Annotated in this window: 19 protein-coding genes and 1 pseudogene; 7 read left to right on the forward strand and 13 right to left on the reverse strand. The window is 71.7% G+C overall.

All coding sequences use genetic code 11. From position 1 onward, the window contains the following. Positions 1 to 101: 101 nt before the first annotated feature. From FRAAL_RS36305 to FRAAL_RS30120, 7 genes are all read right to left on the reverse strand, one after another. Positions 102 to 380: an ABC transporter ATP-binding protein gene (locus FRAAL_RS36305; RefSeq protein WP_306281763.1), complete on the reverse strand. Its 279-nt coding sequence runs from the start codon at positions 378 to 380 to the stop codon at positions 102 to 104. Positions 381 to 406: 26 nt separating this feature from the next. Then, positions 407 to 766, reverse strand: coding sequence for an ATP-binding cassette domain-containing protein (locus tag FRAAL_RS36310; RefSeq protein ID WP_308205972.1), 360 nt, complete (start codon positions 764 to 766; stop codon positions 407 to 409). A gap of 185 nt (positions 767 to 951) precedes the next feature. Beyond that, positions 952 to 1977, reverse strand: a complete 1026-nt coding sequence (locus tag FRAAL_RS01050) for an LLM class flavin-dependent oxidoreductase (protein ID WP_011601492.1) — start codon at positions 1975 to 1977, stop codon at positions 952 to 954. Beyond that, the gene (locus tag FRAAL_RS01055; protein ID WP_041938640.1) at positions 1978 to 3321 is read right to left on the reverse strand and encodes an NtaA/DmoA family FMN-dependent monooxygenase; all 1344 of its coding nucleotides are present in this window, start codon (positions 3319 to 3321) and stop codon (positions 1978 to 1980) included. It lies immediately after the preceding gene. Between the two features lie 421 nt (positions 3322 to 3742). Continuing rightward, positions 3743 to 4387: a TetR/AcrR family transcriptional regulator gene (locus FRAAL_RS01060; RefSeq protein WP_011601494.1), complete on the reverse strand. Its 645-nt coding sequence runs from the start codon at positions 4385 to 4387 to the stop codon at positions 3743 to 3745. A 117-nt stretch (positions 4388 to 4504) separates the two neighbouring features. Then, positions 4505 to 5491: an alpha/beta hydrolase fold domain-containing protein gene (locus FRAAL_RS01065; RefSeq protein ID WP_011601495.1), complete on the reverse strand. Its 987-nt coding sequence runs from the start codon at positions 5489 to 5491 to the stop codon at positions 4505 to 4507. A gap of 180 nt (positions 5492 to 5671) precedes the next feature. Continuing rightward, positions 5672 to 6151: a pyridoxamine 5'-phosphate oxidase family protein gene (locus FRAAL_RS30120; RefSeq protein ID WP_050996964.1), complete on the reverse strand. Its 480-nt coding sequence runs from the start codon at positions 6149 to 6151 to the stop codon at positions 5672 to 5674. Between the two features lie 209 nt (positions 6152 to 6360). Here FRAAL_RS30120 and FRAAL_RS31125 point away from each other — a divergent pair, with 209 nt between their 5' ends. The 3 genes from FRAAL_RS31125 to FRAAL_RS01080 are packed head-to-tail and all read left to right on the forward strand — an operon-like array spanning position 6361 to position 8824. Then, positions 6361 to 6768 (forward strand): TetR family transcriptional regulator, encoded by a 408-nt coding sequence (locus tag FRAAL_RS31125; protein WP_011601497.1) that lies wholly within the window; start codon positions 6361 to 6363, stop codon positions 6766 to 6768. Next, the gene (locus FRAAL_RS33420) at positions 6720 to 6908 is read left to right on the forward strand and encodes a hypothetical protein (RefSeq protein WP_041938642.1); all 189 of its coding nucleotides are present in this window, start codon (positions 6720 to 6722) and stop codon (positions 6906 to 6908) included. The genes FRAAL_RS31125 and FRAAL_RS33420 overlap by 49 nt, the downstream gene beginning before the upstream one ends. Next, entirely contained in the window at positions 6908 to 8824 is a 1917-nt protein-coding gene (locus tag FRAAL_RS01080) for an HEXXH motif domain-containing protein (protein WP_157891946.1), read from the forward strand. Before FRAAL_RS33420 ends, FRAAL_RS01080 begins: the two co-directional genes overlap by 1 nt. On the opposite strand, the gene fxsT is transcribed toward FRAAL_RS01080, so the two are convergent. The 6 genes and pseudogenes from fxsT to FRAAL_RS34420 form a co-directional block, all read right to left on the reverse strand. Beyond that, entirely contained in the window at positions 8821 to 12861 is a 4041-nt protein-coding gene (gene fxsT / locus FRAAL_RS01085; protein WP_011601499.1) for an FxSxx-COOH system tetratricopeptide repeat protein, read from the reverse strand. The two genes, FRAAL_RS01080 and fxsT, sit on opposite strands and share 4 nt — an antisense overlap. Continuing rightward, complete coding sequence (locus tag FRAAL_RS01090; RefSeq protein ID WP_157891947.1) at positions 12858 to 13997, reverse strand: MoxR family ATPase; 1140 nt, start codon at positions 13995 to 13997, stop codon at positions 12858 to 12860. The genes fxsT and FRAAL_RS01090 overlap by 4 nt, the downstream gene beginning before the upstream one ends. After that, positions 13994 to 15856 carry a VMAP-C domain-containing protein gene (locus FRAAL_RS01095; RefSeq protein WP_162137447.1) on the reverse strand — a complete coding sequence of 621 codons (1863 nt, stop codon included), beginning with the start codon at positions 15854 to 15856 and terminating at the stop codon, positions 13994 to 13996. Before FRAAL_RS01095 ends, FRAAL_RS01090 begins: the two co-directional genes overlap by 4 nt. Positions 15857 to 15872: 16 nt before the next feature. After that, a complete protein-coding gene (locus tag FRAAL_RS32610; RefSeq protein ID WP_157734266.1) occupies positions 15873 to 16034 on the reverse strand; it encodes a hypothetical protein in 162 nt (53 codons plus the stop codon). A 164-nt stretch (positions 16035 to 16198) separates the two neighbouring features. Beyond that, on the reverse strand, positions 16199 to 16510 hold the full coding sequence (locus FRAAL_RS01100; protein ID WP_011601502.1) for an effector-associated domain 2-containing protein: 312 nt from the start codon (positions 16508 to 16510) through the stop codon (positions 16199 to 16201). A 259-nt stretch (positions 16511 to 16769) separates the two neighbouring features. Beyond that, a pseudogene (locus tag FRAAL_RS34420) lies at positions 16770 to 16958 on the reverse strand (cobalamin biosynthesis protein CobW); the annotation flags it as partial. Positions 16959 to 17204: 246 nt separating this feature from the next. Between FRAAL_RS34420 and FRAAL_RS01105 the strand changes: the two are divergent. From FRAAL_RS01105 to drmD, 4 genes are all read left to right on the forward strand, one after another. Next, positions 17205 to 18662, forward strand: a complete 1458-nt coding sequence (locus tag FRAAL_RS01105; RefSeq protein ID WP_011601503.1) for a protein kinase family protein — start codon at positions 17205 to 17207, stop codon at positions 18660 to 18662. A 56-nt stretch (positions 18663 to 18718) separates the two neighbouring features. Continuing rightward, positions 18719 to 21652, forward strand: coding sequence for a DEAD/DEAH box helicase (locus FRAAL_RS01110; RefSeq protein ID WP_231861447.1), 2934 nt, complete (start codon positions 18719 to 18721; stop codon positions 21650 to 21652). Further along, entirely contained in the window at positions 21649 to 22878 is a 1230-nt protein-coding gene (locus FRAAL_RS01115; protein WP_011601505.1) for a hypothetical protein, read from the forward strand. Before FRAAL_RS01110 ends, FRAAL_RS01115 begins: the two co-directional genes overlap by 4 nt. Before the next feature lie 162 nt (positions 22879 to 23040). Beyond that, complete coding sequence (drmD, locus tag FRAAL_RS01120) at positions 23041 to 26403, forward strand: DISARM system SNF2-like helicase DrmD (protein ID WP_050996965.1); 3363 nt, start codon at positions 23041 to 23043, stop codon at positions 26401 to 26403. Positions 26404 to 26489 lie beyond the last annotated feature (86 nt).

Here is a 26489-nt window from a genome sequence, read left to right on the forward strand (position 1 = left end):
ATGCCCACCACTCCACCTCGTTCGCAGCCACGGCGAAGATGGGTCTGGCCGGATAAATCTACCATTTACCCGGTGTCGGGGCGTCGGGTGCCGGTCCGCCGTCACGGTCCCCGCGAGCCGACCACGGCGCTGCCGGCGGTGCTGTACGTCCATGGCGGCGGCCGCAGGGGAAGAAGACTCGGCGAAAAGCGACCGGACTCCGTCTCAGCGCGGCTCCTGCCAGCGTGGTTCCTCAAGCGTGGTTCCTGGAAGCGTGGTTCCTGGAAGCGTGAGTCCGGTAGGCGTGGTGCCGCCTGAAGAAGCATTTTCGTGTACGGGTGCCGTGGGTTGTCGAAAACCGCCTTCGCGGCTCCTTCCTCCACGACCTCACCGTCTTTCATGATGAGTAGTCGGTCGCTGACGTGTGTTACGACGGTGAGGTCGTGAGTGATGAACAACCTGGCGATTCCCAGCTGCCGTTGCAGCTCGGACAGCAGGTCGAGCACCTGGGCCTGCACCGACACGTCCAGCGCGGAGACGGGCTCGTCGCAGACTGGATGAGCTGGATGCGCCGCCAGCGCCCTCGCCTGGACCGCGCCGCTGCCCCTGACCAGGGCTGCCCGTGGAGCAGCACGCGTCCCTGGTCGGGGTGGGTCAGACCCGTCACCGTCCGCGCGAGTGTGCTCTTGCCGGAGCTGGACTCGCCGACCGGTCCGACGGTCTCGCCCGCCCGCGGTGTCAGAGACACCTCGGCCACCGCACGCCGGTCGCCGAAGGACCGGGTCACGCGGTCGACCTCGACCAACGGGTCGCCGTCACGGACGCGGGCGCGGGTCGCGCGTGTTCCCCGCGCGATGTCGAGCGGATACTGAAGGGACCCCCGCTTCTCGTGGTCAGATGGATCAGACGGAGCGGATGCGCCCCGCGAACGGCGAACCGCGAACGGCGAACCGCCGGCGGCCGTGAACCGCGTTACCTCGCGGGCGCCGGACCGAGGCCGGCGGCCACCGCCAGGCGCCGCAACGAGTTCCGTCGATCCTCGGGATCGTGGATGTTGGAGATGGCCATCACCTCGTCGGCCCCGCTGGCCGCGACGAGTTCGCCAAGCCGACTCGCCACCCGGTCGACGCCGCCGACCACGTCACCGCGGACATCCAGCGTGTCGCGCGCGGCCCGCTGGGCGTCGGTGAGACGCCGGGCCAGCGCCCGCTCGACGGGCTCGAGCGGGCTGGGGTTGCCGGTGAGATGGTCGAGCACGGCGAGCCGCTCGGGGGCGGCGAGGGCCTCCGCGTGCTCGTCGTCCTCGCCCACCCAGACCCGGGCGGCGAGGATCCCCAGCGGCCGGTCTCCCGGCGCGGCCGGCACGAAGGACTCGCGGTAGCGGCGCAGCGCGCGGGCGGCCACCGCCGGGTCCTGGTAGACGCAGAAGAAGCCGTACCCGAGCCCGGCCCGAGCGGCGAGCTCGGCGCTGCCGACACTGGAGCCGAGCAGGAACACCGGAGGCAGCGGGACCCCGGCCGGTGACGCGACGAGCGCTCGGTGGGGATCATCGGCGGGAAGCTGGCAGCGCCCGCCGATGCCGAGCAGGTGCCGCAGGTGGTCGCCGAACCTCTCCAGTCCGTCCGGGGTGCGCAGCAGCGCGTCGCGGGTGGGGTCGTCGCCGGTACCGGTGGACCGGCCCACCCCGAGATCGATCCGTCCCGGATGCAGTGCCTCAAGGGTGCGGAACTGCTCGGCGACGTGCAGGGGCGCGTGGTTGGGCAGCATGACGCCACCGGAGCCAACGCGTATCCGGCTCGTCCGGTCGGCGATGTGGCCGATGAGGATTTCCGGTGCCGCGATCGCCATGTTCCGCACGCCGTGGTGTTCGGCCAGCCAAAACCGGGTGTAGCCGAGCTCGTCGGCGAGCTGGGCGAGGGCGGTCGAGTGACCGAGGCTCTGCGCCGGCGTGATCTCCGCGGACACGGGACCCTGGTCGACGATGGAGACGGCGACCACCTACAGCGCCCTCGCCAGCGGTCGCCGGGCCGCGACGTCCGGGATCGGGAGCCCGTAGTGCTCCCGCAACGTCGTCCCGCGGTAGTCCGAGCGGAAGATGCCACGCCGCCGCAGGATCGGCACCACCTGGTCCACGAGGGCCGGCAACCCGTCGACGGTGACGTCCGGCATGAGGGTGAACCCGTCGACCACTCCGGCGGCGAACCAGGTCTCGATCACATCGGCGACCTGTTCGGGGTCGCCCACCGCGACGATGTGCCCCCCACCGCCGCCCCGGCGGATGATGTCGCGCAGCGTGTGCCCCGCCGCGGCGAGGCGGGCGAACGGACGGGCGTGGCCGCGCACGCGCGCCAGGTTCTCCCGCAGGGTCGGCGGAACCGGGCGGTCCAGCTCCAGATCCTCGGCGGGCAGGCCGAGCTGCGCCGCGAGGGCCCGCAGCGAGCCGCGCGGGTCGGACAGCTCGTCGAGGGCCTGGCGCCGTTCGAGCGCCTCCCGCTCGGTGCCACCGACGGAGGTGACGAGTCCGGGCAGGAACCGCACCGCATCCGGCGGACGGCCCAGACCTGCCGCCCGGGACCGGACGACGTCCAGCTCCGCCCGGGCCGTGTCCAGGTCCACCGCGGCCGTGAACATCGCCTCGCCGGTCCGCGCGGTGAGCGTCCGCACCTGGTCGGACACCCCCGCGTGGTATAGCACCGGGTAGCCCTGTTCGGAGGGGGGAAGGCTGAGCGGCCCCCGGACGCTGAAGAACCTGCCCTGGTGGTCGATCGGCCTGATCTTCGCCATGTCGGCATACAGCCCGGACTCCACGTCCGCGACCAGGGCGTCGGGTGCCCAGCTGCGCCACAGGTCGAGCACGACCGCGACGAACTCCTCGGCCCGGGCGTAGCGCGTCTGGCTGCTCGGCTCCTGTGCGACGAAGTTCGCCGAGACCCGTGGACCCGATGTGGTCACGGCGTTCCAGCCGGCCCGGCCGTGACTGATCAGGTCCAACGCCTGGAACCGACGGGCGATGTTGAACGGTTCGTTGAACGTGGTGGACGCCGTGCCGACCAGCCCGATCCGCTCGGTGACCGTGGCCATCGCGGTCAGGATCAGCGTCGGCTCCAGGCCGTTGAGCTGCGGGTAGTTGTCGATGTCGGCGTGCAGGCCCGGCACGTCGGCGAGAAAGATCGAGTCCAGCCGTCCACGCTCAGCGAGCTTCGCGACCTCGAGGTAGCCCTCGATCCGGGCAAAAGCGAGCGGGTCGGAGCCCGGCCACCGCCACGCCCCAGGATGGTGCCCGGCCGCCACCGGATGAACGCTGAGGTGCAACTCGCGCCCGCGCAGATCCGGCAACGACATCAGGTGCTCCTTGTCAGGGTCATCGGTTTCAGGGTCATCGGTCGCCGCCGCGGCACGGCGCTGGTGCGGCACGGGCGGGACAGGAGGGCGCGCGGCGGCGGGGCATACCAAAAAGGCCCACGGAGATCGCGGCGATGGGCGACGCGGGTGGTGCGCGGCCACTCTCAACCGAAAGAAGGCATGAATCCGAAAGAAACATGAATCGGTGACGTGGTGAACCGGAGTACGTACGTGCGTGCGCGGGGGCCGGCGGATGGCGGAAAAAGTCGATCGCCGGCGGGGTGGAATCCCCGCCCGCGTCATCGGGGGCGGACGGGATTTCGCTGCACGGCGAAAAGCCGCCGCTTGTCTCGCTGCCTCCTTACCCGATGATCCGCCGCCGTCGCAGCTTACCGGCGCGGTACTCCGGTTTGCAAGAGTCCTAGGAGTCCGTTGCTCTTCGGGGTGGTGTGGTTCCCTGCTGTTCGCCCTGTTCCCCCGGCGACGGGAAAGTCCGCAGCCCGTCGACCATCACGGTCAGCAGTGCACGCACGTGGTCGTCCCGGTCGGGGCTTTGTTCCTTGACCCAGGACAGGGCGCTGACCAGCGAGATGACCTCGTCCGGCCGCACGTCCGCCCGGACCTGCTCGGTCCGCTGGGCCCGGATGAGCAGCGATTCGGCGGCCAGGTCGACGGCCCGGCAGGATCTGTGCAGCTCCGAGCCCTCGTCCCGGGAGCCGGCGAGCAACGCCGCTGAAACGCCCTGATAGATGGCGACGTGCGAGATCAGATCTGCCAGCCAGTCGAACAGCGCGGTGGCCGCGTCCGCGGCGCCGAGCAGCCGCTCGGCCTCGGCGCAGAGGGCCGCGGTCCGGTCGTGCAGCAGCGCCTCGAGCAGCGCGTCCCGGCTCGGGAAATGACGGAACAGCGTGCCCGTCCCCACGCCGGCCCGGCGCGCCACCTCGTTGAGCGAGATGTCCCCGTCGCGGCTGGCCAGCGCCTCCCGGGCGACCGCCAGGATGCGCTCCCGGTTGCGGCGCGCGTGGGACCGCATCCCCCGTTCCTGGCTCTCCGCCTGGTCGACCACGCGAACCTCCCTGATCCAGGCCGGGCGCGTCGGCCGTCCGTCGAGCCTATGAAGTTCCGCTGGCCGGTACGACCGTTCGGATGCGGCCGGGCGGGTTGCCCCTCGGCATCCTGTCGCTCAGGTGAGCCGCACCCGCCTGTCCGCGTCGACCGAGAGCCCGCGGGCCAGCGCCCGCAGCCGCTCCTCGGCCGCGCGACGCGACACGGCCGCACCGGGCGCGAAGATCTCCGCGCCGTGGAAGGTGCCCGGAAACGAGTGCACCTCGACGCTGACCCGGGCGGCCAGGAGCCGCAACGCGTACAGGATTCCCTCGTCCCGGGCGGGATCCAGCTCCATCGTGCTGAGGTACGTGCTGGGTAGGCCGCGCAGGTCCGTCGCCCTGGTCGCAGCCGCGTAGGGCGACACGTCCGGATCGCCGGGCCGCTGGTCCGGGCCCAGGTATGCCGTCCACGCGGCGGCCGCGCCGGCGCGGGTGAACCCCGGGGTGTCCACGAACTGCGCCATCGACTCGGTACTCAGCCTGTCGTCGAGCAGCGGAACGTCGAGCAGTTGGAACACGAGAGGAACCTCCCTCCGGTCCCGGGCCAGCAGCGCCGTACCGGCCGCGAGAGCGGCACCGGAACTCGCTCCGCCGATGGCGATCCGGTTTTCGTCCAGGCCGAGGCTGCGCGCGGCGTGGTACACGTACCGAAGAGCCGCGTAGCAGTCGTGGAGCGGACCAGGGAAGGGCGTCCCGGGGGCGAGCCGATACTCGATGTTGGCCACGGCGATGTCCAGGCGCGAGGCGATCTCCGCGCAGAACGGGTCGAGTGCTTCCGCGCTCCCGGCCGTGAATCCGCCTCCATGTATCCACAGAAACACCGGCAGGCTGGACGGGCGCCGCTGCGGGCGGAACAACCGCACCGGTACCGCGGGGTCTGCGGGGGCCGACAGGTCGACGGCCTCGACCGGGGGTAGTTCGGCGCGTGCCAGCTGCTCCGCGAGCTCGGCCTGCGCCTGCTCCCGCACGCGCGTGAACACGTCCGGCCCGCCGCTGGTCAGGGCGTCGGCGACGGTGGCGAGTTCCGGGTCGAGGGTACCCGGACGAGGCGCGCTGGAGGACATGGTCATCCTCTCGCCAGGGCGATCGGCAGCAAGGTCGGTGATGCCAGGGCGAAAACCGCTCCGATCGCGGCCTGCCGCGGGAGTCTCGCCGCGGTGACGATGCGGAGAACGAAGTCGAGTGGCCGAACTGGTGGGAACGCAGACACGAAACAATCGTGCCAGACCGACGGCACCCTGCCGCTACGACCGGTGTTGGGAGCGGGCGTCGAGGGTGGGTGCCTCGGTGAGTACGTGGTCCACGCCCGATGAGCGCAGGACGTTGAACTCGTAGACGATCCGGCCGTCGGCGATCATTGCCGAGCGGAACGCCTCCTCGTCATATTCGGTCCCGAAGAATTCGATCGGTCCCGCCGGCCGGCCTCGGATCTTACGGAACAGGCGGACGTTCGCGTCTGTCCCGGCCGGTCCGTCGAGGATCGTCACCGTCGTCTCGAGTGAGCGGTAGCCGTGGCCCTGTTCGAACACGAACAGCGTCGACCGGGGATCGCGCAGCAGCCGGCGGGTGCGGGCCCGATCGACGGTACCGGCACTCCACAGCCTGCCGCCGAGGATCGCCACGATCACCCGCGCCGCCTTGGTCGGGCCGTCCGCGGCCAGAGTGATCATCGCGGCAGTGGGGTTCTTCTCGATGAAGGCGGTGTCCTCGGCGGAGAGCGTCATATCGGCAGCCCTTTCGCTGGTGGGAGTGCTTCCCGGCTCGTACAATGGTTTTTTTGTCAGCCCGGTGCGGAAGAGTCACCAGCGAGAGCCGGAAGTGAGAGAGAGGGCGATGGCGGCCTCTCGCTTGCGGTCGGATGCCGACGCAAACCGGGCCAGGATTCTCGCGGTGGCGCGGGAGGCCTTCGCGGCCGAGGGGCTCCGAAACCTCGATGGAGGAGATCTCGCGCCGCGCCGGACTGGCGACGGCCACCGTGTACCGGCGGTTCCCCACCAGGGCGGCCCTCGCCGCCGCGGCCTTCGCGGAGCAGCTGGCGGCCTGCGGAAACATACTCGACCTGGCGCTGGCCGCCCCCGACCCCTGGCGGGGGTTCTGCCGTTTCGTCCTCAGGCTGTGCCCCCAGCCCCCAGCCCCCATCCCCGCCCGGTCGGCGTCGCGGTTGCGCCGTCTTCATGCCGGTGGATGTGCAAGACTTCAGCCACGGCGTTTCTTTTCTTCCCGCGCTGCGGAACGGTGGCTGTCGGTCCGGGCCGCGGCGGGGAGGAACGGTCAGAAAGGAACGGGGACGCCATGCCTGACCCTGAGAACGAGTGGGAGCTCGCGGACGTGCGCGAGATAGGGCTGGACCAGCTCCGGGACAGCGCGGACCAGAAGCTTCAGGTAGGGGTTCGGCGGCTGGTCGACACCCTCTCCCTCGACGTACCCGCGCGGAACTCGGTCGGCAATTCCTGTCCTCCCATACGCCGGCAGGACTATTGATGCGGCCGGTGCCGGTGGCCGCCGTGCGTCCCCGCCTTGGCACGCACCGGCTGTCGGCATCCGACGTCGACGCTCTTGCGCTCGGCACGCTCGACGCCGACATCGTCCGGCGGCTGGCGGAGGCCGAGATCAGCCATCGCCGGATGGCGTTTCGCGCCGTTCTCGACCTCCTGCGGGACCAGCCCGCGGCGTCAGCCCCGCTGACACCGGCGGACCAGGCCTGGGATCTCCTCATCGCGCTGGAACGGCGCGATCGGGCGATGGTGCACGCGGTGCTGGACCGGCCCTTCGCCGGGGCCTGGGCCGCCAGGCTGCTGCGTCGGTTGCGCGCCCGGCCGCACGACGACGTGCCGCTGTGGGTGGACGTCGGCTATCTGCACGCCCTGGCGGCCGCGGCCGCGGTCCGGGTCGGTGTCCCGGCCGAGATCGCGGTGCCGGTCCGCGCAGGCGTCGTGCACCTTCCCACTCTGGGCCACACCCGACTTCCGGCCGGCGAGCCCTGGGAGACGGCGATGGTCCGGGTCGGGGTGGACGGTGCGGAGGTGATCGGATCCGCGGGCCGGGCCATGGTGGGCCGCGGCGTCGGGAGCGACGGCTGGACCGACGGCGGCAGCTGGACAGACGGCTGGACCGACGATCCCGCGCAGCCCCCGGTGCGGGGCACCGCAGCCGCCGCGGTGCAGTGGCATCCCACCCGCACGTCGCGCGCCGTCGGTGTGGTCATCGAGGACGCCGACCCGTACCGCCTGGTGAACCGGGCCGCCGCGCCGGTGTGGCTGCCGGCCGCCGATTTCGCCCGCTGGGAACGCCGCCTGGCCGACACCTGGCGGGTGCTGCGCGACGGCCACGCCGAGCTCGCCGCGGGCGTCGGCATCGTGCTCTCCACCGTCGTTCCCGTTCCCTGCGCGGCGCGCTTCCGGTCCTTCAGCGCGACCTTCGGTGACGCCATCGGCGGTGTCGAGCTCTCCGAGCCGCATGACGCGCTGGACGGTGCCGCCATGCTTGCCCACGAGCTTCGGCACGCCGTCCTGGACGCGCTGCTTCACGTGGTGGGCGATTTCGTCGACCCGGCGGCTCCCGCCGATCCGCGGTATGCGCCCTGGCGGGACGATCCGCGTCCGCCGCTGGGCACGCTCCACGGCGTCTACGCGTTCTTCGGCGTCGCGGAGTTCTGGCGAACCCAGCGTCGGCTTTCGGTCGGAGCGGACGCGATGCTGGCCCACTTCGAGTTCGCGCTCTGGCGCCGGGCGGTGCTCGACACCGCGACCGACCTGCTTCGGACCGGCCCGCTCACCCCGCCCGGCCGGCGTTTCCTGACCGGGATCGCGACGACCGTGCAGGGGTGGATCTCCGAGCCGGTCCCGGTCGAGGCCCGACGGCTGGCCGACCTGGCGGTGGTGGACGGCCAGGCACTGTGGCGCGTGCATCACCGGGCGCCGGAGCCGGCCGCCGTCCGCCATCTGGCCGAGGCCTGGTCGGCGGGCGCCGACCCGGTAGCCGTCGGCGTTCCCACCCGGATCGTGCCCGACCCGGGCGCGCGTGCCCTGGACACCAGGGCCTGCCTGGCCCGGCTGTGGCTGGCCGACCGGGACGAGTTCCGCCGGCTCGAGCGGGACGGGCCGCACCGTGCCTACCGCGGCGCGAGCCGGGCGGACTGCGCCCTCGTGGCGGGCGACCGTGCCCGCGCCCGGCGCCTCTACGAGGCGGAGCTGGCGCGGACCGGCGGGGATCGCCGCGCCCTGGTCGGCCTCGGCCTGGCCATCGGCGACGACGAGCCGGCGGGCCGGGTGCTGCGAGAACGGCCCGAGCTGGTGCACGCCGTCGCGGCGGCGGTGGCGCGCGGCGGCGGCAGGGCGGCGTCGCCGGCACTGGCCGAGTGGCTGCTGCCGGTGGTGGCCCAGCCCGCAGGTTCCTAGATCGGCATCGGGTCGACGTCGGAGTCCAGTCGCACCCCGGCGGCCACCTGCCGGCTGGCGGGGTGATCGCGGCCGAGCACCGCGTCCACGCGCGTCAGCGTGGCCGCCTGCAGCTCCAGCGCCTCGTCCTTGCGCTCCAGCGCGCGCAGGTCCAGGGCGAGGTTCGCGGCCACGACCAGCGTGGACGGGTGACCCTCCCCGAGCACCTCGGTCGACGACGCCAGCGTCACGAGGTCGCGGTCGTGCGCCTCCTGGAACCGTCCCAGGGCGTACAGGTCGCTGGCCAGGTTCGTGGCGCACGCCAGCGTCGACGGGTGCGTCTCCCCGAGCCGCTGAGCAAACGCGGCCAGCGTCTGCTCGTTCTGGTCGAACGCCGCGTCGGTCTGGCCGGAGAGCCGGTCGATGACGGCGAGGTTGACCTGGGCGGCCAGCGTGTACGGGTGCGTGTCGCCGAGACGTTCCGCGTACCGCCGGCGGGTCCGCCCACAGGTCTCGCGGGCCTCGTGGAGCCGGCCGGCGTGCCGCAGGTCGATCGACAGGCTCAGGGCGGCCGCCAGCGACGACGGGTGCTCCTCCCCGTAGCGGTTCGTCAGGCGCTGCTCGGCGTCCCGGGACAGCGCGAGCGCCCTGTCGTGGTCGCCGGCCTTCCGGTGGGCCACGGCCAGGTCCAGGCTGGAGTACAGCCGTGCCGGATGGTCCGCCGACTCGGAGAACAGCCGCCGGTAGCGGGCGTCGATGGCCTCCTGCGCCGCCCGGGCGCCGAGGTAGTCGCCGAGCTCCCTGCGGTCGATGGTCAGCCCGGTCAGGACGGCCAGGCTGTTGGCGTTGTCCTCGCCGTACAGCAGGACGGAGCGCCGCCAGATGTCCTCGTCCAGCGCCGCGGCCTCGGCGTAGCGGCCGAGCAGCCGCAGCCCGCCGCCGACGCTGCGGGCGGTGTTCAACGTCGCCGGATCGTCGGGGCCGAACGCCTTCACGGCACGGCGGTGAGCGTCCTGGGCGACGTCGAGCGCGGCGGTGAACTCGCCGTGCGCGCGCAGGTCGGCCCCGATGTTGCCCATGAGCACGATGGTCAGCTCGGCGTCGGGGCCGTTGACCCGGGTCGACAGCTCGAACGTCCGCCGGTTCACCTCGGCGGCCTCGGTGTAGCGGCCGAGCGTCGCCAGGCCCCAGCCGAACCGCAGGCCCATCTGCAGGCTGTAGGGGTCCTCCTCACCGAAGCCGGCGTGCCACGCGGCGCGGACCTTCCGGGAGAAGTCGTTGCTGACCTGATGATCGCCCCACCACCAGAGGTAGTCACTCAGATTGAGCAGCAGCTGACGGACCCGGGGGTCGTCACACTCCTCGGTGTTCGTGGCGACCACGTGCGGATACAGGTCGGCGTAGGTCCGCCAGAGGCCGGGGTTGGTCCCGTCGTTCGGGTCGCTGGCGGAGAGCAGGACGTGGGCCCCGTGCTTCATCTTTCCCCGCTGGTTCTCCGTCATCCGGTCGATCAGGACCTTCTGCACCAGACGGTGCATGATGATGGAGTTGTCCCGATGGTCGATGCGGGCGAGGGAATAGCGATTGATGTCCCGGATCGCCCGGTTGAGTTTCACCGGGTCGCGCAGGGCCTCGTCGAGAGCCGGGGAGATCGTCTCGCTGTGAGCCCGCGACAGGAGCTGCCGGGAGATCGGTGTCGGCGCGAAGAACGCGCACACCTGGAGCAGCTCCAGCGCGGCGGCGTTGTTCTCGGCGAGTCGGTCGAGCGACATGTTCCAGGCCGCCGTCACCGGCAGGGTGTAATCCGCCGGTGGGGTGCCGAGCAGCTCGGTCAGCTTGTCTTCCAGCAGCCCCAGGTACTCGTCGGCGGACATCCCGGTCTCGCCGAGCCAGGTCGCCGCCTGCTCGATGGCGAGCGGCAGGTCCCCGAGGGCGGCGGCGACCCGATGGGCGTCGGCATGGGCGAGCGAGGCCCCGCGGCTGCGCAGCAGCTCGATGCTTTCCTCGCGCTTGAACAGGGCCACTTCGAGCTGGCCGCTGACGTTGATCCAGGCCGGATTGCGGGAGGTGACCAGAATGCGGCCGATCGGACCGGCGGGGAAGAACCTGCGCACCGCCTGCGGGTCGTCCGCATTGTCGAAGACCAGCAGCCACCGCTCGTACGGATCGCCGATCCGCAGGGCCTCGATCACCCGGCGGACCGCGACGTTGGCCTCGGTGCCGACGTCCAGTCCGAGTTCCTGTCCGAGCTCGATGAGGGCGTTGCCGATCGGGACCGTCTGCTCGGCGGGGATCCACCAGATGAGGTCGAAGTCGGACAGGTGGCGGTGGACGTACTCGGTCGCGAGCTGGGTCTTGCCGATCCCTCCCATGCCGTGCAGCGCCTCGGGCAGGACCGCCGTCGTGCCCTCGCCGATGCGGGAGTGCAACGCGGTGAGCAGGTCCTCCCGACCCGTGAAGTGGGGGTTGCGCGGTGGCACGTTCCCCCAGACCCGAGGCAGCCGACCCGCCGTCGACGTCGGTCGGAGGGTGGTGCCTGAAGTCACGGGTGGTCCTCCTGGTGGGGCGTTGGTCTCGCCGCCGGTCACCTCCGCGCCGGCCGCCGTCGTCGAGGTCGCGTCTGCGCTGGATCTCGGAAGATCCGTTCCAGCAATACTGCTCATAGTATTGAGATCGTCACCTTTGGTGTCTAGCTTGTGTGGCGGTGTCGGACCACCGGCCAGGGCGCCCAGGTGCTTCGGCGGTGGTGCGGCGGGGGGGTCGGCGACCGGCGGGGTGCCGAGCGATTCTGCCTGGCCGGCGCCGCGGGCGGATCGGACCGCCCGACCGACCCGGTCGACGTCGCCTCGACTGACCAGCAGACGAAGCCTCCGCCGGACCTCCGGATCAACCGCGAAGGCCGGGCCGTCGACCGTGAGCAGCCCGAAGGCGAAGACCTCGGAGATGCTGCGCCGCTCGGCCCCGGCGATTCCGGCGACCGTGCGCAGAACCCGCGGGTCGAGGAAGGGCGCAGCCGCCAGGAGACCCGCAAGTCGTCGTGCCGCCGGGGACGCGAGGGCGAAGAACTCGGTCAGGCGTTCCGCCGGAGCCGGAGCCGGCGTCTGCGCCGCATCCTCCCGACGTGGGCTCCGCTCGGACCCGGTGACCACCGCGATCGTCTCGAACCACGTGGGCTCGTCCGCCGCGACGAAGCGGGCCCAGGAGCAGATCCAGGACGGATCGAGTTCCAGGACCGGCACGGGTGTCGTCGTTCCGGTCGTCTGCCGGCCGGTCGGTTCGTCGACGTCGCCGTGTAGCAGCGACAGATCGCTGTGATTCCAGGAAAGCACCTGTCCCGCGGCGCGCTGCCCGGCGCCGCGCATCCGTACCCCTTCAGCGCCCAGGTCGGTCTGGTCCCAGACATGTGCCGCGAGAACACTGACCACCGCCACCGGTCCGCAGACCGCCCAGCCGGCCAGGACCTCCGACATCCGGCCGCTGCGCCAGGCCGGACCCAGCCCGTCGGTGAGCAGCCAGACTATCCGCCGTCCGCCCGGCCCGACCAGCCGGGACGGCGACCCGATCGATGGGCCGTCCGGCTCACCGCGCAGTCGCGGCGCGCCCCCCTGCTGGTCGTCGGCGGTGAGATGGGCGACGACGACATCCCGGAAAGCCGGCTGGCGCGCGAGGACCCGGACCAGGCCAGGGACGGCGTCCGCCCAGGCCACCGAGAACGTCGGGCTCAGGTCCACGACCAGGGCGAGCTCCCAGCGTGCCTCCGTCGGCCGCACGAGCAGCGAGGGTGCGACCGTGCCCTGGAGCAGGCTCAGAGCGGTCGCCTCCTCGTCGAGGACGGCGGGCCCCGGGGACCGGGCGGGCTCGGAGTCGACGAGCGGGGACAGCGCCCGGGTGAACGCGTCCTCATCGCGGACGGCCGGCGGAAGGTCGACCCGGACCGGTCCCGGCAGGTAGCGCAGGAGCGGCTTGTCGGGCTGGTCCGGCTGATCCGGCTGGTCCGGCTGGTCCGGCTGATCTGGCTGTTCGCCGACGCCGACGCGGTCGTCAGCCCACCGGGTCACAGCAACCTCCCCGGCAGTCTCCTCGCGGAGCCGGCGGACTCACGCCCCCACACGGCGTCGAGTGTCCTGGCCGCGTCCTCGTCGAGAACACCGGCCGAGGCAAGGTGCAGGGCGTCGAACAGGTGGTCCACCGTCAGCTCGGCGCCCGCGCCGCGGCTGTTCTCGAACCGCTCCACCAGGGCGGCGGCCCGGGAATCCGCGCCGAACTCGGCGGCCACCAGCGCCTCCAGCTCGTCGCGGGACGGCTCGGGAAGCTGGACGGCCACGCAACGGCGCCGGAAGGCCGGCGAGAAGTCCCGTTCACCGTTACTCGTGATCACCATGACCGGGAACTCCGCGCACGCGACGACCCCGTCCCCGACCTCGGCATGGCCGCCCGGATCGTCCACGGCCACCCTGAACGGCCCGTCGGCCGAAGGCAACCTGGCCAGCTCGGGCACGACCACGCGGCCCTCCTCGATCACGTCCAGCAGATCGTCGGGCAGGTCGTGGCCGCAGCGGTCGAACCGGTCGACCAGCAGGACCCGTGGGCGGACGCGGGGGAGCAGCGCGGTGGCCAGTGGCCCGAGGCGGATGTGCCGGGGAACCGGCGGTGAACCCGCGGCCGGGCGGTCAGCGAGGTGATCGCCGACGGAGCCGCGCGGGCCGGAGAGGCCGCCGGCCTCCCCCGCGGGCTCGGTGGGGCGCTCGAGCAGCGCGCTGTGGGCCACCCCGAGCACGTCGTAGTCATAGATGCCCTCGCGTAGCGTGGTCCGGCTGTTGACGGTCCACCGCAGGACGCGCCCCAGCCGGAGCTCGCGGGCGATCAGCTGTGCCAGCCCTGCCCCGCCCATCCCCGGGGGGCCGGTGACCAGCAGCGGCCGGCGCAGCAGCAGCCCGACGTTGACAGCCGCGATCTGCTCGGGGCCGAGCAGGAGGGCGGCGATCGCCCGGCGGTGGCGGGCGATCGCGTCGTCGTCTCCGGGCGGTGCGGCGCCCTCGTGCGCCGGGGCGGGGAAACGCCGCCATGCCGGGGCCGGCGGCCAGGGGAGCTTCCCGTCGACCGGTTCACCGGTGCCACGGAACAGCCACCAGGGGGGCGCGTCGGGCCTGCGGGCACCGTCCGCCCCGCCTGCCCGGTGGTCGTCGACCATCATCTGGGCTCCTCCACTGGCCGTCTGTTCACCGGGGCGGTCGAGGGTGGGGCCGTCTGGCCGGTGTCCTGCCGGAGGTCCTCCCACAGCAGGGTTGCCACGCGACGCCTCGCCATGTCTCGGGAGTTCGCCATGTCTCGGGCGTTCGCGGTGTCCTGGGAATTCGCGGTGTCTCGGGAATTCGCGGATCCGGCGGTTTCCGGGAGCCGACGCTCCAGCCGGATGAGATTCTCCTCCCGGAACCGCCGCGGCAATGTCAGCGGAAACACGTTCGAGAGTGAATCCACGTCCGCGTGAGCGTCGACGCCTGTGAAAGCCCCGACGCCCGAGTGAGCGTCGACGCGGGTGAGGAGGTCGAGCAGCGCAGTGTCGGTGGCCGGCCGATCCGGGTCGGCATGCTGCCACGCGACGACTCCGATGCCCTCCCGCAGCGCGTCCGCGAGTTCCTTTCCGGCCGGCGAACCGGGTGTGGGCGGCCCACTGAGCACCACCGCGACGATCCTGTCGTTTCTGGCCAGCTCGAATTCCTTGAGGTCCGCGGCGTGCGCCGCCGCCATTGCGGGCGGGCTCGGCCGCAGGAGCTGGGCCCACCTGCGCCGCTGGCGCAGCGACGGCCCGCGCTGGCGTGTGCGCTCGAAGCTGCGCACGACGACCGTGTGGTCCTCGATCAGAAGCCGAGGGTCGCCGTCGGACTCCCGGCGCCAGCTCGTGACGGGAAGATCCATCCGGGTGAGGGGCAGGAAGACCTCGACCGCCAGACTGACGGGCTCACTCAGGGGAGTCTCCTCCTTGAGGATCTCCTCTGCCTCGTCCACGACGCCGGCGGCGATCTCCTCGAAGCCGCCCGGGCGAGCCATCCGAGGAGTGCCCAGGTGCCGCACCTCGTGGTCCGCTCCGTACAGCCGCGCGGACGCAAGGTGGTCCTCTGGTGACGGACCGACCGGTTGGAAGCTCAGTGAGACCACATAGGTGCGCTGGTGGCCCGGCCGGCCGACCGCGAGCTGAGTCTGGTTCAGCTCGTGGGTGAGGCCCGACCGGTGCGCCTCACCGCGCAGCCACGCCTCGACCCGGACGCGTGTGCCGGGCGTGAGCACGTGCGCGCACTGCAGAAGGAACCTCGCGTGGGACGGAAGCCGGGCTGGCTCGGGCTCGCGGCTGGCCGCCCACAGGAACAGGTGCCACGCGTCGACGCAGTGGGCGGGCGGGTGCGCCGGGTGGCAGGCGTCGTGGAAGGCGCGGACGACCCGCCGCGCCGGCATGTCGGCGAGCTCTTCCCGCAGCAGATCCCACAGGCCGCCGGCCTCGTCGGCGACCTCCGCGGCCTCCCACTCGTCGCGCAGGCGCAGCAGCAGGTCGACGAGGACGGAGCCGGGGCGCAGGTCGTGGATGGCGTCCACCAGGCTCGCGAACCCGTTCGCCAGGTACTCGCGCCTTTCCTCGAACCTGTTGTCGAGGTCGTTGAGACAGGCCTCGACGAAGCGGAACCACCAGTCTCGGGTCACGTCGGAATGAGGGATGAACACCCGCTGGCCGGAGCGCTGCTCGAAGCGGCTGATCAGCAGGTTTCGCGCCGCCGGGCTGTACAGGTCGGTGCTGGCATCCAGGCAGTTGACGACGTGGACGAGGATGTCGGACCGCAGTTTGTCGCGCTGTGAAGACGACATACCGCGTTCGGTCACGATGCCCCCGCATGGTCGCGACACGTTCGGCGGCGCGTGGATTCTGCCACCCGAGCCGCCGACATTGCTTGGTACACCGAATGCCCTGCTTAGGGTAGCCCGCGCGGTGTCGGGTCGACGGCCCTTTCGCCGGTGCCGGAACGATGCCGATGGTCCGGGCAGGGCTGACGTGGCCGACGACATGAAAGGCAGCCGGTGCTCAGCGTCGGCCGGCCGCGTGGACGGCGCCGGCGGTGAACCGGAAGGCGACCTCCAGGACCTGGCGGCGGTTGTCGAGGAGCAGCATGCGGTCGAACACGTTCCCCGGTCGACCGAGAATGCGGCAGAAGCCGCCTGCCTCGCCGCACGGTTGCGTGCGCACCCAGCCCCCCTGCCAAGGGCATCCGGAAGCCCCGCCGCGAACGGCGCCGACCCGCACCAGGGCCGACGAATATCCGCCTATTCTCGCCCGGGTGAGCGCACTGATGCAATATGCGGCCGCAGGGCAAGCCGGCCGAGCGCACCGATCGGCCCTGTACCTGACGCCTAGCGGGATTCGCCGGTCCCGAAGACCGTGTCGGTGGGGCCGTGCGGCGGGCCGACGGCCGCGGCGATGCGGGCGACCTCCAGCGCCAGCCGGGAGCCGGGCCGAAGGTCGCCCACGGCACGGGACAGCGCGCTGAGCCCGTCCGGCTCCTCGGAGAGCTGCTCCACGAGCGCGACGAACCACAGGCGCGCCACGTCGTACTCGGCCAGGTGCAGCCGACGGCCTGGCCCGAGGCGTCGGGCGATCCTGTCCTGCAGTAGCCGCCGTGCCGCCATGCCGGCGAACCCGGGCGCCGCGTCGAGGATGTCCACCAGACGGCCGAGATGTCGGTCGTCTCGGTCGTCTCGGTCGGGAGAGTCGGCTGGCTCCCCCGACCGTGCGCCTACGACGTGGTTTTCGCCGGGCTCCGCATCCGGCCGGAGCATCCGGAACCCCCTCCAGCGTGAGAAGTCGACGAATGCGCAAGTGTCCGCCGCATGCCGCTGAAGATGCAACACGCGCGGGACGGGTCATGGAGCCGCCGATGAGACCGGTTCCGAGTTGGCCGACGTCGGTCCGAGCGTGGCGCCCGGGGTACGGACCGGGCTCGACAGTGTCGAAGTAGGCGGCGGCGTCGACCACGTCGACGAGTCCACCGGGGCGCACGCGGTCCCCGGTGCTGAACCGGATGGGCCTGGCGAGGTGCGCCGGGTCGGCCACGCCGCTGGCCTCCACGATCACCGCGTCCAGCCGCAACCGCGGATGGTTCGGCTGGCTCAGCGGCCGCAGGCTCCGCGACGGGCGATCCCGACCGACCCGGACGTTCTCGCGGCGATACGGGCGCAGTCAGTAGGGACTCGGCGGTTAACGCGCGGCGCGAAGCCGTTCGTGCCCGGTGGGCCGTTGTGGGTACCACGGGTGGACGCAGATCATTCCTCCGAAGTGGACCGCTCCAGCAACGCGGCGATACCGGGTAGGATTCCTTCCGGTATCCAACTCCGCTGACCCGAGGAGGAACGATCCGACGTGCCAGGCCCGCGGCGGGATCCGATCGTGGTCAACTTCCGCGCTCACGAGCTGAATACCGGCAGCGAGGAGGGGGCCCGGGGCGATTTCGAGATGATGATCGCCCAGCTTGTGGATGCCCTGCATCCCGGCGCCCGGCGGATAAGCCCCAACCCCGGGGACGGCGGCATCGACGTCTTTCTCGGTCGGCTCGACGACGGGATCATCGTCTGGCAGTCGAAGTACTTCATGCCGCGGGTCGTGGGGAAGCATCGCCGCCAGATCGAGGAGTCTTTTGCCTCGGCGCAGAAGAATGCCCGAGCATCCGGCTATCGGATCGACGAGTGGATACTGTGCATCCCCAGCTCCATGGATCATCCCACCACCCTGTGGTGGGACGGTTGGAAACGCACCCGGCAAGCTGAGACGTCGACGAAGATCTGCAGCTGGGACGAGACCGGGCTCCGGAGCCGACTCGCCCGGCCGGAGGCGGCCGCGGTGGTCGCGGCGTTCTACCCGCAGCCCGGCGGGTCGCCGCGGCCGTCTGCCGAGCAGTTCGGGATCGCCGTCCCGTCCGCGGATCTCGGACCAGGCGGGTCGGCGGCTCCCGGCCCGGTCGATCAGCAGCCTCGGGGCGGCGAGACGATCCGGATCGCCGGCCGCAACTGCCTGCTGCAGGGTGATCCGCAGCAGTGGCGTGGCGGCGATGCCTGGGTCCTGCGGACAGGAGCGGCCACGGTCATGGCCACGCCGCCCCGCCCAGCCTGGTTCCGACAGGTACTGATCCGGCGGCCGGATTCGGCTGCGGATGCCCACGTGGCGGCGATCGACACCCAGCTACGCCTACTCGACCGGATCGGCGGCCGGCACGGCCTGCCCCGGCTGATCGAGGGCCGGGTGAGCTCGGCGGAGGCCGCCGTCCTCTCGGCCCGGCCGGCGGGCCGAACCTGGCGGGAGGTGTTCGGCCCGGTGGACCCGACCCGAGCCCGCCCGCTGGACCAGGTGACCGCCGTCGGTCTGCTGACCGTCGTCGAGCGGGTGGCCGATGTCCTGACCAGGCTGCACGACGCCGGGCACAGTCATCGGGCCCTGACGCCGGACGGGGTGATCCTCACCACCCCGAGGGGCACCCCCACCCTGCGTGACCTCGGCCTGGTCGGCGTCCGTCGTCGGCCCGGGGAGGGACCTGCCGAGTACCGCGCACCGGAGCAGGAGCGTCTCGGGTTCCACCGCCCCGAGGTCGGATTCCGCACCGACGTCCACCGGCTGGCCGCCATGGCCTACCACTGTCTGACGGGACGGCCGGCCGGTGGGCTGCCTGCCCCGCTGCGCGCCTTCGGGTTCGACGTGCCGGCCGAACTGGACGAGGTTCTCCTCGCCGCCCTCGACTCCGATCCGGACCGGCGACCCGGCCGGCCGGGCCTGCTCATTCCCGCGCTGCGCGCCGGCACGGACCATCTCGCTCGGGCCGGGCACTGATGGCCACAGCCCCGATCACCCTGCCCGGCGGGATCGCCCTCGCACCGAGCGCGCGGGTGACTGAGCAACTGGCCGGCGCCCGCGTCCAGGGCAACGAGGATCTCGACCCTGAACGCTTCGTCGACCAACTCCGGCGGATGTCCGGCACCGGCGTTCCGGTCCGCCTGGAGACGGACCGGAACAACTCGACGACGTTTCGCGTCTACACCGACACCCACGTCGCGCTGCTACGACCGACGAACCGCGATGACGGATACATCGTGACCCACGTCGCCCGGTGGGGCTTCCGGGATCACCGGAGTCTCGCCCAGGGCTTTCTGCGCGTTCACTGCCCGCAATGGTCCCTCTATCCGCACGTCAGATACATCGGGGCTGGTCACCGCAGCTATTCCGGTGTCCTGGGCAAGGCCTGGGCGGCGCTGGCGACGTCGGCGGCGGCGTCCGCCCGGGTGCCCGCTCGACACCTCGACTTTCTCGACACGGTCGAACGGATCATCATGCGGACTCGGGATCTGGAGCGGGAACGGCTCGCCGCCACACCGTTTCTCTACCGGGCCCGGCGGGCGACCCGTGAACAGCGGTACTCAGCCCGCGGCGTGTACGAGTTCCGGTTGGCCGAGACGTACCAGATCTCGGAGGGCGCGCAGGTTCAGGTCAACGACGACCGGGAACTACGCGGCGTGGTCCTGCGCAGCGAGAACCTCGACGTGACGGTTCGGTTCGACGGCATTCCCGACTTCGCCCGCATCCCGGCGCAGGGCGCGCTGACGGTTCTTCCGAGCGATGTCGTCTACAAGGCTCAGCTCGGCGCGGTCGCCGCCCTGCGGGATGGGGAGGCGACCAGTCCCCGCCTGCTGGCGACCCTGGCGGAGCACCGAATTCTGCGGCCGTCCCAACCCGACCGGTCGGCGATTCCGAGCCGCCCGCTGGACGGCGGCCAGCTCGAGGCCTACCAGCGGGCGCTGGGAGAACCGGACCTGCTGCTCGTGCTCGGCCCCCCGGGCACCGGGAAGACCTGGACCATCACCGAGATCGCCGTCGCCGAGGCGGCAGCCGCCCGGGCCGGCGCCGGGGGCCCGCGGCGCATCCTGGTCACCTCGCAGAGCAATCGGGCCGTCGACAACGTCCTGGCAGGTCTGGCCGACCTGCTGCGCTGCGTGCGGGTCGGCAACCCGGAGGCGCTGACCGGCCCGGCCCGCGAACTCACCGCCGAGGTCCAGGTGGAGGAGTTGAAGGACAACCTCCTGCGGTATACGGAACCGATCGTCTCGGCGCTGGAGCCGTTTTCCGGGGCGGGGGGCACCGGCGATGCCGCCGGGGTCCAGTTGGCGCTGCTGCGCACGCAGATCGGCGCCGCGCAGCAGTCCGACGTGGTCGTCCGGAGCCGGGATGCCGAGCTGGACGACATCTCCCGGCGGGTCCGAGCCCCACTCGAACCGCAGATTGCGGCGGCCCAGACCACGGTCGAGCGGCTGGCGGCGGAGGCGGCGAGGAGGCAGGAACGTCACACCCGGGCCCGGCTGCGGCACTCCAAGGCGGCCGGCCGACGCGTTCCCGGCTGGTGGGCGGCGATTCACCGTCGAGGTGTCGCCCGACGCCAGCGGGCCCTGCAGGCCGCGCAGGTCCGGGTCGACGAGGCGGAGCAGGAACTCGCCGCCGCCCGGTCCGATCGCGACGGCGTGCTGGCACAGATCACGATGCTTGTCGCCCGGGACAGCGTCGGTTCCCGGCTGCTGGCGGAGCGGGAGTACGCCTGGGGTGACCGTGAACGCGCGCTCACCCAGGCGGCGCGGGCCGCGGAGCCGCTGCGCGCGAGGCTGGAGCTGGCGGGCTGCGGCTCCGGCTTTCCCGACGGGGAGGCCGACGACGTCGCTGGCTGGGAACGGCGCGAACAGGGCCTCCTCGACGCTGTCGGTCTCGCCCGCACCCGGGCATCCCTGCTGGCCGACTGGCGGGGCCGGGTCCCCACCGCGGACGAGGAGCTCAAGCACGAACTTGTCGGCTACGCCGACGTCATCGCCGCGACCTGTATCGGTGTCTCGACGAAGAAGCTGCTGACCGGGCTGTCCTTCGATCTCGCCATCGTCGACGAGGCGGGTCAGATCGCCCTGCCCGACCTGCTCGTCCCCCTGGTCCGGGCCCGCCGGGCGGTGCTCGTCGGCGATCACCATCAGCTTCCCCCGTACCTGGACAGCGAGGTCGCCCGGTGGGCGAAGGGGCTCGCTCCGGGCGCGGAACTGTCCGCCCCGGTGATCAGTGAGACTCGGGACATCGTCGAGCGCAGCGAGTTCGAGCGGCTTTTCGAGCGGCTCGGCGCGGAGCACGGGGTGACCCTGACGACCCAACGCCGCATGCCCGCGACCGTGGCGACGTTCATCTCGCATTCCTTCTACGGCGGTGTGCTCACCACCGAGCATCCCGGAACCGGGCCCGATCCGCTGTTCACCAGTCCGTTGGCGTTTGTGGACACCTCCGATCGGCCGCCCCGGGAACGGCAGGAAAGCCGCGCCGGCACGAACGGCGGCATCAGCAACCGGCTGGAGGCGAACCTCATCGCCACCCTGGTCGCCCGCTACGCCGGCCACCATCGCGACTGGGCGGTGATCGTTCCGTATCGGGAGCAGGTTCAGCTCCTGCGGCGCACACTCATCTCCAGGCTGGGCGGGCCGGGAAACGTCGAGGACAACATCGGCACCGTGGACGCGTTCCAGGGCAACGAGCGAGATCTGATCATCTATGGGTTCACTCGCAGCAACCGGACCGGATCGGTCGGATTCCTGAGCGAACTGCGCCGCCTCAACGTCGCGATGAGCCGTACCCGCCGGCAGCTCGTCCTCGTCGGAGATCTGGACACGCTTGGCAGCTCCACCGACGCCGGCTTCGCGAAGCTCATCGTGGAGCTGAGAACAGCCCTGTCTGCGGTGGGGGACCTGCGCGGCTCCCGGGAGATCGAGGCACGCCTGCGCGGAACCGTCGAGGAACCGCGGTGAGCCGCCCCCCGGCCGGCGCCGCCCCGGCGGGCAGCGCCGCCCCGGCGGGAGGCGCCGGCGACTGGCTGCTGTTTCCCGCCTTTCGGGCCCTCGAGCTGACCATGGCGATGCCGGAGATCCGTCCACTGCGGATCTTCTCGGTCCGCTGGCCGCTCTGGCAGGTGGAGGTTCAGGCCACGTTCGAGGACAGCCAGCCCTTCGACGTCGTCGACCACTATCTGTTGCGGGGGGTCGTCGAAGGCCGGTTGCAGACGCAGGACGAGCTCGCCCGCTTCTTCGGACTGTCCGGATCACTCGTGGCCCGAGGGATCGAGCATCTCCTCCACATCGGTCATCTCCAACGGGACGGCCGCGACGCAGGAGTGCTGTGGCCCACCGAGCTGGGCGGCGCCTCGGTCCGGGACGGGGTTCGCTACGTGCTGAAGGAGAGCCGCCAGCTTCTGCTTTTCGACGCGTTCACCCACCGCCCCTTCCCGCGGGCGTACTACGACGGCTCGGTGCGCATCGTGCCGGACGGCGAGGGGAACCCCGGTGACCGGCGTGATCGGTTCAGGCCGCTGACGTCCCCACGGCCGTTCGAGTTCGACGATGCGGTGCGGGCGGTGGGCTCGCGGCCGGACCGGGACCGGTTCAACGTGCCGCGCCGCCTGCGGAATCTGCACCCGGTGAGCAACGCCCCAGCCTGGCTGCCGGCCCATCTCGTCCTGGCCGACGGGGCGACGGTGCTGGCCTTCACCCAGGCTGCCCAGGACCGGGACCGGTTCCTCGAGGAGCTGTGCCGCCACGCGCCACAGGTGGTGCACACCCTCGTGGGTGAGCGCGGCGCCGAACCACGTCAGATCTGGGTGGAATGGCTGCGTGCTCAGGGATTGGGCCAGGCGGTACTGACCAACCTGCCGAACGGGGTGTGGCGGGCGACGCTGCCGTCCCAGACGTTCGGCCCAGCGGCCCGGCAACCGTATTACCGGCTTGGCTCCTTCCAGGTGAAGGACACCTACTTTCTGCAGTTGTGGTGCGACGACGAGCAGACGCGGGCGACGGCGGTGCGCAGCCGCGCCCTGGCCATCTCCCGCCGGTACGGGCTCGGCCGGGCAGAGTTCGAGGACTCGGTCGCCACCGTGGCGAACCTGCTGGAGGTGCTGGTCCCCACCTTCGACGAGCTGCTCGAGTACGCCGCGGAGTCGGGCACTCCCGCGCAGCTTCGGGCGCTGGAGGCACTGCGATAGTCACCCGCTGGCTTGTGAACTGAATTCACAGTCGCTAGACTCTCGTTGGATGTCTGGTTGGTCGGGGATGTGTGGGTGTCCGACGTTGGCGGGCAGCCGCAGGCGCGAGGGGTGGCTCGGTGTCCTGCCAGAATGATCGGGCTGTCCGTGAGGGGGATGAGGATGCTGGGTTCGACTACGGAGCGTGCGTGGTCTCGTGACGGCGCAATCTCGGCGGGGGCGGAGTTGCCCGGCATCGGGGCGCTGGTCGAGGTGCGTGGACAGAAATGGGTGGTCGCGGAGACCGACGCCCAGGCCGCGCCGGACGCCCAGACCGCGCCGGATGGTGCGGGAGCACGGCACGGCTCGGGGCCGGCTGTGCCGAGTTCCCTCGTCACCCTGCAGAGCGTCGAGGACGGTCGGTACGGGCAGACGATCGAGGTGATCTGGGAGGTCGAACCGGGCCGGCGCATCCTGCCCAGCGGCTCCCTGCCCGAGGTGACCGGGGGCGGCTTCGACTCGCCGGAACGGCTCGCGGCGTTCCTCGACGCCATTCGCTGGTCGGCGGTGACCTCGGCGGACGCCCGTCGGCTCCAGGCTCCGTTCCGCTCGGGGGTGGCGGTCGAGGACTATCAGCTCGAGCCGGTGGCCCGGGCCCTCGAGGCGCCGCGGGTGAACCTGCTGCTCGCCGACGACGTCGGCCTGGGTAAGACGATCGAGGCGGGGTTGGTCGCCGAGGAGCTGCTGCTGCGTCATCGGGCCCGGCGGATCATGATTGTCTGTCCGGCCGGGTTGACCCTGAAGTGGCGCGACGAGATGGCGGAGAAGTTCGGCCGCGAGTTCACCATCATCGACGCGGAGCGGTGTGCCGCGGTCCGCCGCTCGCATGGCAGCGCGGCGAATCCGTTCGAGGTCTATCCGCTCACGATCGTCAGCCTGCCGTGGCTGCGCGGCCCGAAGGCGCAGCGGCTGCTCGACGAGGTGCTGCCCGGCGACGGCCAGCCGACTTATCCGCGCACGTTCGATCTGCTCATCCTCGACGAGGCGCATCACGTCGCCCCGGCCGCGCCGAAACAAGTCTACGCGGTCGACTCCCAGCAGACGAAGCTGATCCGAAGGCTCGCCCCGCATTTCACCCACCGGCTGTTCCTGTCCGCCACCCCGCACAATGGCTACCTGGCGTCGTTCACCGCCCTGCTGGAGATCCTCGACGACCAGCGGTTCGCCCGCGGGGTGGCACCGGACCGCAAGGCGGTCGAGGAGGTGGTCGTCCGCCGGCTGAAGGGTGGCATCGAGAACGCGGACGGCACGCCGCGGTTCCAGCTGCGCCGCTCCATCGACATGCCGGTGGTCTATCCGGACAGCGAGCGGGAGATCCACGGCCTGCTCAAGGAGTTCTCCGCGCTGCGCCGGGTCCGGCTGAACACCGAGCGCGGCCGGAAGGCGACCGACCTGGTGACGTTGCTGCTGAAGAAGCGGCTGTTCTCCTCCCCGGCCGCGTTCGCACACACCGTCGTCGTCTACCGGGAGACCCTCGTGGCACGGCAGGGACGGCCGGGCCGGGCGGGTTCCGCCGGCGGTTCGCAGGTCTCCGGCGGCCTCGGCGGGTTCGACGACGACCTCGACGAGGTGCCGGAGTGGTTGGAGGACTACTTCGACGATGTCGCGACCCTCGACGACACCCAGCTCGCCGAGGCCGAGGACGACGCGCTGGACCGGGTTCGCCTGATGCAGCCGGACCCCACCGAGTCCGAGATCGCGCTGCTGGAACGGATGCAGCGCTGGGGGGACGCCCACGAGGCCGAGCCGGACGCGAAGGCCCGCGCACTGCTCGACTATCTGGCGGCGGTCTGCCGGCCGGACGGGAAGCTCTGGCTGAACGAGCGGGTCGTCGTCTTCACCGAGTACCGCGACACTCAGATCTGGCTCGCCGGCCTGCTGCGCCAGGAGGGGCTCGGCGGCGAGCGGCTGGGCCTGCTGCACGGCGGCCTGCCCACCGATGAGCGCGAGCAGCTCCGGCTGGCCTTCCAGGCCGACCCGAGCGAGCACCCGGTGCGGATCCTGCTCGCCACCGACGCGGCCAGTGAGGGCATCGACCTGCAGAACCACTGCCACCGGCTGGTGAACTACGACATCCCGTTCAACCCGAACAAGCTGGAGCAGCGGATCGGCCGGATCGACCGGTACGGCCAGCGGCAGTCCCCGGAGATTCGCCACTTCGTGGGCTCCGGGTGGACCGGCGCGGTCGACTCCTACGAGGCCGACCTGGAGTTCCTTTCTCGGGTGGTGAAGAAGGTCGCGCAGATGAAGGCCGACCTCGGGTCCGTGAACGCGGTGCTCTCCGATCGGGTGCAGCGCCGGATGCTCGGCGAACGGGTCGCCGACCCGGCCGACCTCGACGTCACGATCAACGCGGCGGCCGCGAAGGACGAGGCTGTCCCGGTCGCCGAGAACGTGCGGGAGCAGGTGCGCCGACTGCGCGCCACCCTGGACGACACGGTTCGCGATCTCGGCATCACCCCACGGGCTGTGCAGCGGGTGGTGAGCACGGCGCTGGACCTCGCCCGCCAGCAGCGGCTGACGCCGCATGTCGACGAGCGCGGCGACCTGTTCGGCGATCACCTCCCTGGTTACTTCCCGGGTGCGCCGGACAGCGATCCGGGCGACGGGATGTTCGACGTGCCGACGCTGACCGGCTCCTGGGCACGCGCCTCGGCCGGGCTGACCGAGAAGCTGCACCGCGACGGCGCCCCGCCGCGCCAGCTGCCCATCACGTTCGACGCGGCGGTGGCGCGGGGCCGCGACGATGTCGTACTCGCCCACCTGGGCCACCGGCTGGTGGACATGTCCACGCGGCTGCTGCGCGGCGCCGTCTCCAACGCCGACGTCGGCCTGCACCGGGTGACCGCCGTGCAGACCGACGATCCACGCTGCGAGGAGGTGCTCGTCGGTGCGTTCTCCCGGTTCGTGCTGGTCGGCGCGGACGGGGTGCGGCTGCACGAGGAGGTGTTGCAGGCCGGCGGCTGGCTGCCGGCGGCGGGCCGGTTCCGCCGACTGGAGAACCTCACCGTCCTCGGGGAGATCGTCTCCTCGGCGCTCGCCGCCGGCCGTCCCGTCACGAAGGAGACCCAGGAGCGGCTCGCCGAGCGCTGGCCGGCGGCGCGCGAGGGCGTGCTCTCCGCCCTGAACTGGCGGACGAGGACGCGCCAGGAGTCGCTGACCCGCATCCTGGCCCAGCGCCAGAGCGCCGAGGAGACCCGGATCACCGCGATCCTGGACCAGTTCGCGGGCACGCTCAAGGCGGCGCTCGACAGTCCCGAGAACGAGGAGGGCGTCCTGTTCAGCCTGGAGCAGCTCACCAGGAGCCGGGAGGAGCTGGCCCAGTTCCGCAAGGACCGGCAGTCCTGGGAGGAACGCCTGCACCGGCTGGAACGGGAGAAGCAACGGGAGCTTGATGTGATCGCCGGCCGCTACCGTGACCCGCAGCAGCACCAGTTCCCGGTCGCGGTGGTCCTGGTTGTGCCGGCCCGGGAGGCAGGACGATGAGCGCGGGGACGGCAAGCGCAGGGACGGCGGGTGCGGGGACGAAGAGCCGCGGCCGCGGCGGCTCCGGTGGGCCCGGCGGTTCCGGG

The organism is Frankia alni ACN14a (assembly GCF_000058485.1).
GTDB lineage: Bacteria > Actinomycetota > Actinomycetes > Frankiales > Frankiaceae > Frankia > Frankia alni.